Annotated in this window: 12 protein-coding genes; 6 read left to right on the top strand and 6 right to left on the bottom strand. The window is 59.0% G+C overall.

Features of this window, described 5'->3' with window-relative positions; translation table 11 throughout:
- The first annotated feature begins 86 nt into the window (after positions 1–86).
- The 3 genes from mazG (at position 87) to EJA71_RS03725 (ending at position 2,666) form a co-directional block, all read left to right on the top strand.
- Positions 87–920: a nucleoside triphosphate pyrophosphohydrolase gene (gene mazG / locus EJA71_RS03735; RefSeq protein ID WP_158954483.1), complete on the top strand. Its 834-nt coding sequence runs from the start codon at positions 87–89 to the stop codon at positions 918–920.
- Positions 921–945: 25 nt separating this feature from the next.
- Complete coding sequence (locus EJA71_RS03730; protein WP_158954419.1) at positions 946–1,488, top strand: DUF2058 domain-containing protein; 543 nt, start codon at positions 946–948, stop codon at positions 1,486–1,488.
- 230 nt (positions 1,489–1,718) lie between these two features.
- Positions 1,719–2,666, top strand: a complete 948-nt coding sequence (locus EJA71_RS03725; protein ID WP_158954417.1) for a hypothetical protein — start codon at positions 1,719–1,721, stop codon at positions 2,664–2,666.
- Positions 2,667–2,733: 67 nt separating this feature from the next.
- On the opposite strand, the gene EJA71_RS03720 is transcribed toward EJA71_RS03725, so the two are convergent.
- The 6 genes from EJA71_RS03720 to EJA71_RS03695 form a co-directional block, all read right to left on the bottom strand.
- Entirely contained in the window at positions 2,734–2,922 is a 189-nt protein-coding gene (locus EJA71_RS03720; RefSeq protein ID WP_158954415.1) for a hypothetical protein, read from the bottom strand.
- A gap of 392 nt (positions 2,923–3,314) precedes the next feature.
- Positions 3,315–4,535, bottom strand: coding sequence for a beta-ketoacyl-ACP synthase I (gene fabB, locus EJA71_RS03715; RefSeq protein WP_158954413.1), 1,221 nt, complete (start codon positions 4,533–4,535; stop codon positions 3,315–3,317).
- A gap of 11 nt (positions 4,536–4,546) precedes the next feature.
- The gene (fabA, locus tag EJA71_RS03710) at positions 4,547–5,062 is read right to left on the bottom strand and encodes a 3-hydroxyacyl-[acyl-carrier-protein] dehydratase FabA (protein WP_003227150.1); all 516 of its coding nucleotides are present in this window, start codon (positions 5,060–5,062) and stop codon (positions 4,547–4,549) included.
- A gap of 247 nt (positions 5,063–5,309) precedes the next feature.
- Complete coding sequence (locus EJA71_RS03705) at positions 5,310–7,214, bottom strand: ATP-binding protein (RefSeq protein WP_158954411.1); 1,905 nt, start codon at positions 7,212–7,214, stop codon at positions 5,310–5,312.
- Positions 7,211–8,143: an ABC transporter substrate-binding protein gene (locus EJA71_RS03700; RefSeq protein ID WP_158954409.1), complete on the bottom strand. Its 933-nt coding sequence runs from the start codon at positions 8,141–8,143 to the stop codon at positions 7,211–7,213. The genes EJA71_RS03705 and EJA71_RS03700 overlap by 4 nt, the downstream gene beginning before the upstream one ends.
- Position 8,144: 1 nt before the next feature.
- Positions 8,145–10,268, bottom strand: coding sequence for a TonB-dependent siderophore receptor (locus tag EJA71_RS03695; protein ID WP_158954407.1), 2,124 nt, complete (start codon positions 10,266–10,268; stop codon positions 8,145–8,147).
- A 196-nt stretch (positions 10,269–10,464) separates the two neighbouring features.
- On the opposite strand from EJA71_RS03695, the gene EJA71_RS03690 reads away from it, so the two are divergent.
- Genes EJA71_RS03690 through sixA form a run of 3 tightly spaced genes read left to right on the top strand, consistent with a single transcriptional unit; the run spans position 10,465 to position 12,308 of the window.
- Complete coding sequence (locus tag EJA71_RS03690) at positions 10,465–11,490, top strand: NAD(P)H-dependent glycerol-3-phosphate dehydrogenase (protein ID WP_095188635.1); 1,026 nt, start codon at positions 10,465–10,467, stop codon at positions 11,488–11,490.
- Positions 11,491–11,511: 21 nt separating this feature from the next.
- The gene (locus EJA71_RS03685) at positions 11,512–11,859 is read left to right on the top strand and encodes a DUF4389 domain-containing protein (RefSeq protein ID WP_158954405.1); all 348 of its coding nucleotides are present in this window, start codon (positions 11,512–11,514) and stop codon (positions 11,857–11,859) included.
- Positions 11,856–12,308, top strand: coding sequence for a phosphohistidine phosphatase SixA (gene sixA / locus EJA71_RS03680; RefSeq protein ID WP_158954403.1), 453 nt, complete (start codon positions 11,856–11,858; stop codon positions 12,306–12,308). The genes EJA71_RS03685 and sixA overlap by 4 nt, the downstream gene beginning before the upstream one ends.
- Positions 12,309–12,377: the final 69 nt, after the last annotated feature.

The following is a 12,377-nucleotide window of genomic DNA, read 5'->3' as shown; positions in this document are numbered from 1 at the left end:
ATCACCTCGATTGTCCTGAGACACCGAGGTGCCCGCATCGCTGGCAAGCCAGCTCCCACAGGGTTTTGTGGTGAGACTGAGAAATGATGTACAGCCTTGAAGACCTGCTTCACCTGATGAACCGTCTGCGCGATCCGCAGTTCGGTTGCCCGTGGGACATCAAGCAAACCTACGCGACCATCGTTCCGCATACTCTCGAAGAAGCCTACGAAGTGGCCGATGCCATCGAGCGTGGCGACTTCGATCATCTGCAAGGCGAGCTCGGCGATCTGCTGTTTCAGGTCGTCTATTACAGCCAGTTGGCCAAGGAAGAAGGCCGTTTCGAATTTGCCGGGGTGATCGACAGCATCACCCGCAAACTCATTCGTCGTCATCCCCATGTGTTCCCGACGGGCGATCTGTACGCGCCGCTCGACGTGCCGCGTTTGAGCGAAGAACAGGTCAAGCAGCGTTGGGAAGAGATCAAGGCCGAAGAACGCGCCGAGAAATCCGCCGCGCCCGAGCAACTGTCGCTGCTCGATGACGTACCGGCCACGCTGCCGGCCTTGTCGCGTTCGGCCAAGTTGCAGAAGCGCGCAGGGCAGGTCGGTTTCGACTGGCCGGACGCCTTGCCGGTGCTCGACAAGGTGCGCGAAGAACTCGATGAAGTGCTCGAAGCCATGTCCGAAAACGATCCTGTCGCGGTGGCTGACGAGATCGGCGACCTGCTGTTTTCCGTGGTCAATCTGGCCCGGCATCTGAAGGTCGATCCGGAAGCTGCCCTGCGTGGCGCCAATGGCAAGTTTGAAAGACGTTTCCGTTTTATCGAACAGGCATTGCGCGACACCCACCGTCCCATGGAAGATTGCACCCTCGAAGAGTTGGACGCCCTGTGGGGTGAAGCCAAACGTCAGGAAAAGAATGCGCCCAGCTGCGGCTGAGCAACTGCCCTAGTGAGTAAGCCCGATGAGTATTTCCCTTCGCGACCAGTTGCTCAAAGCAGGCCTGGTCAACCAAAAGCAGGCCAAGCAGGTCAGCAAAGACAAGCAGAAGCAGCAGCGTCTGGCCCACAAAGGTCAGGTCGAGCTGGATGATTCGCAGCAACGCGCCGCTCAGGAAGCCATGGCCGAGAAGGTCAAGCGCGATCAGGAGCTGAACCGTCAGCAGAAAGAGAAAGCCGAAGCCAAGGCGCGTGCCGCTCAGGTCAAGCAACTGATCGAAGTCTCGCGCCTGCCGAAGCTGACGACCGAGGACTACTACAACTTCGTCGACGACAAGAAGGTCAAGCGCATCTCGGTCAACACGCTGATGCGCAACAAGCTCAGCAGCGGTTCGCTGGCGATCGTGCACCATGCCGGCGGCTACGAAGTGATCCCTCGTGAAGCGGCTCTGAAGATCCAGGAACGCGACCCGCAGCGCATCGTCCAGCTCAATGTGCAGACCGAAGAGGTCAGCACCGAGGACGATCCGTATGCGGCGTATCAAATCCCTGATGATCTGATGTGGTAATCGCTTTATTGTTCTAGCGGCCTACACTTTTGCTAGTACTTTGAAAGTTTTTATATATTGAACCCGCCGATTCGTATCGATACGATCGGCGGGTTTTCTTTTGGCGGAAATTAACTTTTTAAGTGTAGAAATTTTGCGCTGCTCATGCGCAGTGCGTTGCGCTTTTATATAAGTATTTTTGTGTGGGGGAGAATAAATGGAATTAAATTAAATGAATAAGGATATTGTTGATGTTGTTAAGCATTGCTTCGTTGCGCCAACCTACTTTTAATCCGCAGTTTTTTCAGTTGCGGGCACCTGGCCAGTCGATTACCGATTACGTGATCAGCGAACTGGATGCGCGGGTCGAGTACGTACGCCGTAAAATCAGGATCGCAGCAAAGGCCGCAGCCGCTGATCACGCTGGCGCGGAGTGTCTCTTCTTCACTCTGCCAGAGTTCTTCTGGAATATCCCTTGGCGCGAAGTCGACAGCGAGGAAGAATTGCATGAACTAACGACCGTCTACCTGGAAAAAGTGCCCGCTTACGTTTCGTCATTAATGAAAGATATGCCCACGGAACGCTATGGCAAGATTGTATTGTTGGCGGGAAGTTGTGCGACGTTGATCAAAGTCGGCGAGGGTGACGAAAGTTATTATGACGTCATCAATTATTTGCTGGCCGTTACCAATAAGGAATATGAGGCCGACATGCCGCTGATGTCGATGTGGCCGAAGCGTTATGTGTCCGGCATCGATTTTGGTCAGCATATTGGCAGTGAAGAGGGCTTCTGGTTTTTCCGACTGTTTGATGAATTTGTCATCAAGGTCAAGGATTACAGTGCGGTCAGCGCGGAACACAGTTACTTCGACGGTTACGACGGGCTGTTTATCAATAGCCTGGTTGCGGGATGTCCGTTCGGCATTAACGTGTGCCTCGATTATGCGGTGCTCAGAGAGCGGGAGCGTGACAAGGAAGTTGAAATTCCCGAGGTGAAGATCGACTTTCTGATTGCTTGCGGCATGCCCTTTGACTATCGCAAGCGGCACCCGACCTCCGTCCAGTACTCGATCAGGAATGACGGCATGGGGGAGGGTGCATGTGAGGTGGTCAAGCTTGAAGACGGGAAGATCGTCGATGCGGTCGCGTCGGTTGAAATCGACGACGACCTGTATCTGAGTGCTATTCGCGTGGCGTGATGATCATGATGTTGTTGCAGCCTGTCACCCTGTGAGTGAGCAGGCTGCAACCATGAAAAGTGGTGGATCAGGCGGATTTCAAGTCCCGCTGCTGTTCTTGCACTTCGAGTTCGGCCTTGTAGTTGTGGGCGTCGATCTCGTTATGAAACATGCCGACCAGCAAGTCTTGTTGATGCACGTCCCAGATACGGATACCGGCGGCTACGCCTTCGTGGGACATGTGTGAATCGTCGCGTTCAGTTACTTTTACACTCATCTGCTAGCTCCAAATCTCAAGTTATCTGCAGCAAGGCGTGTGCAGGACTCTTTTATATGATTTGTTAGCTTGCTAAGTAAACGGCTGATTTGTGCAAGGTGTTGTTGCGTTTTTTGCAACAGTGCTGCAGCCCGCTGAAACCGCGACATTCAGTCGCAGGGGGCAAAGTTTCATGACAGAAGTTTCATCTCCAGAACAGCTTGGAACCCTGTGGGAGCTGGCTTGCCAGCGATGACGTCGGCACAGCAAACATCTCTGTTACCTGATACTCCGCTATCGCTGGCAAGCCAGCTCCCACAGGGATTTGTGGTGTACCTGGGCCATTTGCTGCAGGCAAAAAAAACGCCCCGAACCAGTCGGGGCGTTTTCATGTGTGGCTCAGCAGCGGGGAATTACTTGCCTTCCCAGCGCTTCAGTACCAGCGTGGCGTTGGTGCCGCCGAAGCCGAAGCTGTTGCTCATCACGGTGTTGATCGTGGCGTTCTCGCGGGTCTTGGTCAGCACCGGCAGATCGGCCACTGCTGGGTCCAGCTCGTCGATGTTGGCGGAACCGGCAATGAAGTTGCCTTCCATCATCAGCATGCAGTAGATCGCTTCGTGAACGCCGGCGGCGCCCAGGGAGTGACCGGACAGGCTCTTGGTCGAGCTGATCGCGGGTGCCTTGTCGCCGAACACTTCACGCACACCTTTCATTTCCGCAACGTCGCCGACCGGAGTCGAAGTGCCGTGGGTGTTCAGGTAGTCGATCGGGGTATCAACGGTGGACATCGCCATCTGCATGCAGCGGATCGCGCCTTCGCCACTTGGGGCAACCATGTCGTAGCCGTCGGACGTCGCGCCGTAGCCAACGATTTCGGCGTAGATCTTGGCGCCACGGGCCAGAGCGTGTTCCAGCTCTTCAACCACGACCATGCCGCCACCGCCAGCGATGACGAAACCGTCACGGTCGGCGTCGTAGGCACGGGAAGCTTGCTCAGGCGTTTCGTTACGCTTGCTGGACAGAGCGCCCATGGCGTCGAACAGGAACGATTGGCTCCAGTGCTCTTCTTCACCGCCACCGGCGAAAACGATGTCCTGCTTGCCCATCTGGATCTGTTCCATGGCGGTACCGATGCAGTGAGCACTGGTGGCGCAGGCAGAAGCGATGGAGTAGTTCAGGCCCTTGATCTTGAACGGCGTGGCCAGGCAAGCGGAAACGGTGCTGCTCATGGTCCGCGTTACACGGTACGGGCCCACGCGCTTCACGCCTTTCTCGCGCAGGATGTCCAGCGCTTCCATCTGGTTCAGGGTCGAAGCACCGCCGGAGCCGGCGATCAGGCCGGTACGCGGGTTGGACACTTGCTCTTCGGTCAGGCCGGAGTCCTTGATGGCGTCAGCCATGGCCAGGTAGGCATAAGCTGCCGCGTGACCGACGAAGCGAAAGATCTTGCGGTCGATCAGTTCTTCAAGGTTGAGGTCGATGGAGCCGGAAACCTGGCTGCGCAGACCCATTTCCTTGTATTCCGGGTTGAACCGGATGCCAGGGCGGCTTGCACGCAGGTTAGCGGAGACGGTCTCTTTGTCATTGCCCAGGCACGAAACGATGCCCAGACCAGTGATAACGACGCGGCGCATGCGAATAACCCTTAGAAGTTGTCAGTGGAGGTGAACACGCCGACGCGAAGGCCTTCGGCGGTGTAGATTTCGCGACCGTCGACAGTCACCGAACCATCGGCAATGGCCAGGTTCAGCTTGCCCTTGAGGACGCGTTTGATATGAATGTTGTAGGTGACTTTCTTGGCGGTCGGCAGTACCTGACCGAAGAATTTCACTTCGCCCGAACCCAGCGCACGGCCACGGCCCGGCAGGCCTTGCCAGCCCAGGAAGAAGCCGACCAGTTGCCACATGGCATCCAGACCCAGGCAGCCCGGCATGACCGGATCGCCTTCGAAGTGGCACGCGAAGAACCACAGGTCAGGGTTGATATCCAGCTCGGCGACCAATTCACCTTTGCCGTACTTGCCACCTTCTTCGCTGATCAGGGTGATGCGATCGACCATCAGCATGTTCGGGGCGGGCAGTTGCGCGTTACCTGGGCCGAACAGCTCACCGCGACTGCAGCGCAGCAGATCTTCCCGAGTAAAGGCGTTTTGTTTGGTCATGCGAGCTCCTCAATAATCCCATGCGGCAGGTGGGGCAAATCTTCCCGACCGTTCGAAGCGTTCATGCCTCGAACCGGCAGCCTACTCATAGACTATTGCGTTGTGGTGAAAGTCACAGCACCAAGGACATGAATGTACACTTGTGCACTGAAATTTTTAATCAAGCCCCTTTTGAGGCCCGTTCGGGTGCCTAAGACTGCCGCACTTTCGCTGTTCACGCCAGTCACAGATGGTCGAAAAGCCGTCACTACTGCACCCAGCGCTGCAGAATCTGCTGTAGGTCATTGCGTTTGAACGGCTTCGCCAAATAATCGTTCATGCCGGCCGCCAGGCAGGTTTCGCGGTCGCCCTGCAAGGCATTGGCCGTCAGCGCGATGATCGGCACGTCCACGCGTCCGGGCAAACGGCGGATCTGCCGGGTCGCTTCATAACCGTCGATGATCGGCAAACGACAGTCCATCAAAATCGCTTCAAATTCGCCGCCCTCGGCACTGCGCACCGCTTGCGCGCCATCGGTGGCCACACTGACAGTAAAGCCCAGACTGCGCAGCATCGCCTCGATAACGGTCTGGTTGACCGGGTTGTCTTCGACCAGCAAGACATGGCGTCCTTCACCATGGCCGTTGCCATTGAGTGCACGTGGCGCGGCGAGTGCCGGCATCGCCTGCTTATAAAGTGCCAGCGGAATTTCCAGGGTGAACACCGAGCCGCGACCTTCTTCGCTCTGCGCACGCAATGTGCCGCCCATGCGTTCGGCGAGGGTGCGGGCGATCGGCAAACCGAGGCCGGTGCCCCCATAGCGCCGCGAAATCGAGCTATCGGCCTGCTGGAACGCATTGAACATCAGCTCCAGGCTCTCGGGCGAGATACCGATTCCGCTGTCGCGCACCGAACAGGTGAACCACAGCAGTTCGTGATCCAGCGACTGCCACTGCGCTTCGATGCTGACCCGACCCTGCTCGGTAAACTTCAGCGCGTTGCCGACCAGGTTAACCAGAATCTGCCGGATCCGCGTTGGATCGCCCTGCACCTGCAAACCGCGCATGTCGTCCGGGATGCGCAAGTTCAGCGCCAGCCCTCGTTGCACCGCGCTGTGCTGGAACGACTGCGCGCAGGCGCCGATCAGCTCGGCGAGGTTGAACGGAATGTGCTCCAGCTCAAGCTCCGAGCGCTCGATGCGCGAGAAGTCGAGGATGTCGTTGATGACTTTCAACAGATGCTCGGTGGATTCCGAGGCGAGCGCAGCGTATTCGACCTGCTCTTCGGTCATTTCGGTGGTTTCAAGCAATTGCAGCATGCCGAGCACGCCGTTCATGGGCGTGCGCAACTCGTGGCTCATCATTGCCAGGAAATCGGATTTGGCGTTGTTGGCCTTTTCCGCTTCCTCGCGGGTCTGGATCAGTTGCGCCATCGCCTGATGCTGTTCGCGGCTGGCTTGTTCGAGTGCCTGGGCGAGGTTGTTGATGTGCTGCGACAGCGCACCGAGTTCGGTGTCATCGACAATCGGCAGCGGGGTTTTGTAGTCGCCGTCCTGAATCGCCTTGACCGCATCGCCAATATCGCGGATCGGCTGCGACAGGCTGCCGGCCAAGCGCCGTGCCAGAACAAAGGTGAAGAGCAGGGCGAACAACGCCAGAATCCCGGCCTTGAGCAGGATTTCCTGCTGGCGCTGACTGAAGGCATCGTTGGACAGACCGACGATCACCCGTCCGAGATAATCCTCACTGGCGCCGTTATTACTGCCTTTTCCATCCTGAAAAAAATCATTGTGCAGGGCGATTTTCTGCAGCCGCACCGGGGCCTGAAACACTTCTACCTGATGCGGACGGTTGTGGCTGGCCGCCGGTTGTTCGACGTAGACCAGAATCCGGTTGGCGCTGTCCTGCACTTCCAGAAAGCGCACGTTGGGCGTGGCGAGCGTGGCCTTGAGCAAACTTTCCAGCACTTCGTTGTTGCCGGAAATCACCCCGTACTCGGTGGCGGGCGCCAGTTGGTTGGCGATCAATTGACCGGTGTGGTTCAGCTCCTGACGCAAATCCTGGATGCGCACAAAGGTGAAGAAGCTGATCAACAACAAGGTCAGCAACAGCGCCGGGCCCAGGCTGATCAGCTGGGTGCGGGTATTGATGTCCCAACGTCGACGAAAACTCATGGGCGGCGTTCTCCTTCGGCCAGCGTGCCGGCGACAGAGGCTTCATTCAGGGGTTCGATGCCTAATGAACGAGCGACCTGCGCATTACTTGAGACTTTAAAGTGTGCGGGATAGAGCGTTCGCGGCCAGCTTGCGGTGGGCTGATCGAGCAATTGATCGAGGATCGTCAACCAGTCGTTCTGGTCGCTGTAGGTGCTGGCCAGACTGCCGGCACGGACAAAGGCAATGTTCGGTCCGACCAACGCCACCTGCCGTGAATAACTGCTGAGCAGCAGGTTTTTCGCAGTCTTGGGGTTGTACAGGTCGGGATCATCGAGACCGAGCAACACATCGCTGTTTTTCAGCACCGCTTGCAGGGGACGGCTGTCGTGGGTGTTGTCCCAGCGCTGACTGACGATTTCCAGATTCAGCGGTTGCGCGGACTGATGCAGCTCTTTGAGCAGAAACTCGCTGTGCTGATCGAACAGCACGCCGATTCGCCGAGCCTGCGGCAATATCCGCCGGATCAGCTGCAACTGCCGGCTCAGCGGCGGATCACTCCACAGCAGGCTCAGGCGCGCCGGTTGTGCATCACCGAAACGCTGCCGGGCCTGCAAACGGCTGATGCGCAGCACCAGCGTTGCCGGGCCTTGGGAATCCTGCAGGCGCCAGTCGAGGGCCGGCAAGTCCAGCAGAATCAGACGCAGGCTGGCCGGCAGTTTGCCCGGCGCCGGCAGGCTGGCCAGCGGCTGAAAACGCACGTTATCGGTGGGGCGCAATTCGCTGAGGGCTTGCACGAAAGCTTGGACACCGGGGCTTTCCTCGGCGCCGGTGAGCAGAATGTCGGCGGCCTGCACGGCCACCCCGTGCAGCCATGCAGTGAGAAACAGACAGACCCCGGCCAGCCAGTGGCCAAGGGTTGGCATCTTCCGTGATTGCCCGTAACCCATCCTAGAACTCCAGCTCGGCGCTGATATACATCACCCGGCGTTCGTCGTAATTGTTGTCGGCGAAGGTGGTCGGCTCATGGTCGAGGCGCTGTTGCAGCACGCCGGCCAATTGCAACTGAGCCTTGCCCAGCGGGATGCGTTTGGCGATGCGTGTGTCGACCCGTTCGAAGCGGTAACCGTTGAGGGCGTTGTCGCCGTAATAGAAGAGGGCGCTGTTCCAGCCGTGGCCCCAATCGCGCAGCCACCCGGCCGAACCGCTGTTGCGCGAGGTGAACTGCTGATCAAGCGGGTTGCTCGCCTCGGCGTCGACGAAGGCGTAGGTGAAACGCAAGCGGTCGGCCAGGCTCACGTGCCAGTCGAGTTGGGTTTCGGTGCCGCGAAAGCGTGAACTGTTGGCGTTGCTGGCGATGTACTGATTGTTGCGCAGCGGCTCGCTGATCATGCCGGTGATCTCGTCGTAGAACAGCTTCACGTCGAGGGCCAGACCCAGCTCGGCGAAATAGCCGTTGTAGCCCAGCTCCCGCGAGCGCATGTGTTCCTGATCCAGGTCGCCGGGGCCACGTGTCTTGACGAAGTAGCGCGCCGACGACTGACCGTAAGCCGAAGGCCGCAGGTTGCTGACCTGATAGCTCCAGTTGACGTTGTTCTCGAACATGTCCGGCGAGCGGATCGCCTCCGAATACACCGCGCGCAGGCCGTGACGCGGATTGATCAGATAATTGACGGCGAAGCGCGGGGTCAGCGAACTGCCGATCAGTTGCGTGTCTTCGAACATCGCCCCGCCCTGTAACAGCCAGTGTTCCGTGGCACGCCATTCCAGTTGGCCGAAGGCGCGCCATGTGGTGTCGTCCAGCGTGCCGTTGAAATAGGTTTCGGAGTTGGCGCGGTCGTAACGATAGTTCATGCCGCTGACCAGCCGCAGGCTGTCGGACAGGCTGAGGGTGTCCTGCAATTCGAGGTCGTACCGTGATTCCCGAGCGCTCTGATCGATGTCGCCGCACAAGGTCTGGCTGGCGCCTTTGCGCCATTGATCGAGCACCTGATTGGCCAGGGCCATTTCCTGCGGCGTGCCCGGTGCTGCGCCGGGACCGGTGAACTGGGTGATGTTGCGCGCCAGGCGTTCGGTGTAATTCGGGTTGAGCTGCCACAGTTGCGTCAACTCGGGGCTGAATGACACCTCGGCATCGCAGGCGCGCCAGACCTGCTGACGATCCCAGTGTTGCGCCGAACCCTGTATATAAAGGCTGTGATCGGGATTGATGTCGAGGTTCCAGCGCACCGAACCGGCGTAATCCTTGGCGACCACGTCGGAATTGTTACCGGCATCGGTAATCCCGGAGAACACCGGACGGTAGGTGTAGGGACGCTGATTGCTGCCGTCTTTCGCATTGAGCTGCCAGTCGAGGCTCTGGTCGTCGCTGAGGCTGTGGCTGACGGCGAGATTGAAACGGGTCAGGCGACGGCTGTCGCGGTAGTCGGCGCCGCTGCGATCGGTGTCGAAGCCATCGTCTTCCTGGCCGGAAAGCGACAAGCGTAGATCGCCGCCATTCCAGCCCGTGCCCTGGCTGGCATAGAAGTCATTGATGCCGCGCTGGCCACGGGTGTATTTCAGCCGTGTGCCGTGGCTGTCCGCCGGGTTGCGGGTGATGATGTTGATCACCGCCATCAGCGCATTGGCGCCGTAGCTGACGGTGTTCGGCCCGCGAAAGACTTCGATGCGCTCGATGTCCTCCATGGCCACGGGGATATCGCTCCAGTCCACCGTGGCCAGACCCGCGCGGTACACCGAGCGGCCATCGATCAAAACCTGCATGCGCCGTGCTTCGGTGGCATTGGTGCCGTGGTAATTGACCGCAGCCTGATTGCCGTTGATGTTGCCGACCATCATGCCCGGCACCAGTCGCAGCAATTCGCTGATGTCGCGGGCGCCGCTGGCGTGGATCAACGCGCTGTCGAGAACGGTCATGCTCCCCGGCACTTCCGCCGGCGTCTGTTTCAGGCGCGTGGCCGTCAGCACCTGCGGCAGCGTTTCGCTGTCGACAAACAGGTCGTCCGCCAGCAACGCCGGGCTGAACAACAGCGCCAGCAGCAGTGACGAACGCGGTGAAGGAGGGCCAAAAAGCACAACGCCGCCTATAGAGAAAAGATTTGGCGCGCATGTTAACCGAGGGCAGCGACTTTTCCAGTCACGTTGCAGGCATTTTCCTAGCTTTTATTGGTCTTCTTCCTACAAGTGTCGGTAATTGTTGCTGGGGCTGGCCGCGACCGGGTCGCCCCGTATAATGCCGGCATCGCCACTGGTATGGATTAACGGATTGCATATGACTGAACAGCGCCCGATTGCGGTCCTGGGAGGCGGAAGTTTTGGTACCGCCGTGGCCAACCTTTTGGCCGAGAACGGCCATCAAGTCCTGCAGTGGATGCGTGACCCCGAACAGGCCGAGGCCATCCGGGTCAATCGCGAAAACCCGCGTTACCTCAAAGGCATCAAGATTCTGCCGGGCGTGACCGCCGTCACTGACCTGCAAGCAACCCTCGACGCCTGCGATTTGTGTTTTGTCGCGCTGCCGTCCAGCGCGCTGCGCACGGTGCTCGCCGCCCACGCCGAGCGCCTGAGCGGCAAGATGCTGGTCAGCCTGACCAAAGGCATCGAGGCGCACACCTTCAAGCTGATGAGCCAGATCCTCGAAGAGATCGCCCCGCAAGCGCGCATTGGCGTGCTGTCCGGGCCGAATCTGGCGCGTGAGATCGCCGAACATGCGCTGACCGCGACCGTGGTCGCCAGCGAGGACGAAGAACTGTGCAAACAGGTGCAAGCCGCGCTGCACGGGCGCACCTTCCGCGTCTACGCCAGTGCCGACCGTTTTGGTGTCGAGCTGGGCGGGGCGTTGAAAAACGTCTACGCAATCATCGCCGGCATGGCGGTGGCGCTGGAAATGGGCGAGAACACCAAGAGCATGCTGATCACCCGCGCACTCGCGGAGATGACCCGGTTTGCGGTGAATCAGGGCGCCAACCCAATGACTTTCCTCGGTCTGGCCGGTGTCGGTGATTTGATCGTCACCTGCTCTTCGCCGAAGAGCCGCAACTATCAGGTCGGTTTCGCTCTTGGTCAGGGCTTGAGCCTCGACGAAGCGGTGTCGCGTCTTGGCGAAGTTGCCGAAGGGGTCAACACCCTGAAAGTGCTCAAGGCCAAATCCCAGGAAGTTGGCGTGTACATGCCACTGGTCGCCGGGCTGCACGCGATCCTCTTCGAAGGACGCACGCTGGAGCAGGTGATCGGTCTACTGATGCGTGCCGAGCCGAAAACCGACGTCGACTTTATTTCCACCAGTGGTTTCAACTGATTGAGCCGGGAGCAGCAAGCCATGAACGAACCTAAAACCGAAGCCAAGTACGAATCCATTCTCCTGCGGGTGTTGTGGATGATCGTCTACGTGCTGGTCTGGCAAGTGGCGCAGTTCATCCTCGGCGCGGTGGTGCTGGTGCAACTGATCTATCGTTTGATCTATGGCGCCCCGAGTGCCAGCCTGATGAATTTCGGCGACAGCCTGAGCCAGTTTCTGGCCCAGATCGGCCGTTTCGGCAGTTTTCACAGCGACCAGAAACCCTGGCCGTTCGCCGACTGGCCTGCGCCGCGTACCCCGGAAGGTGAAGCGCCACACGCTGTGCCGCCTGCACCGCATCCGGTTCGAGATGAGGAACCCAAACTATGAAACTCTGGGTATTGCGTCACGGTGAGGCGGTGCCTTACGGCTCGTGCCCCGACTCCGAGCGGGAGCTGACCGATCACGGTCGCAAAGAAGCCTTGAGCAGCGCCGCGCATTTGATTGGCCAGCCGTTGACGGCGATCTACGCCAGCCCTTATCTGCGGGCGCAGCAGACCGCGCAGATTGTGCGCGAAGCGTTGGGCTTCGAACCGGAGATTCGCACGGTCGAATGGCTGACGCCGGAGGTCGACCCGGACAAGGTCACCGATCAACTGGTGTCGGTGAGCAACGTGCTGCTGGTCAGCCACAACCCGTTGGTGGGCAATCTGCTCAGCTATCTGCAGCATGGCGCCGGGCATCCGCCGGAGCGGGTCAGCACGGCCGGGTTGGCAGAGCTGGAAAGCCCTGAGTTGTTGATTGGCTCGATGACGCTTAACAGCCTCAAGCATCCTTAAAAGCAAAGATCGCAGCCTTCGGCAGCTCCTACAGGGAAATGCATTCCAATGTAGGAGCTGCCGAAGGCT

The sequence above is a fragment of the Pseudomonas sp. PB106 genome (assembly GCF_009764645.1).
Taxonomy (GTDB): domain Bacteria; phylum Pseudomonadota; class Gammaproteobacteria; order Pseudomonadales; family Pseudomonadaceae; genus Aquipseudomonas.
Note: the sequence above shows the minus strand (reverse complement) of the source record. Positions and strands in the feature narration are given on the sequence as shown.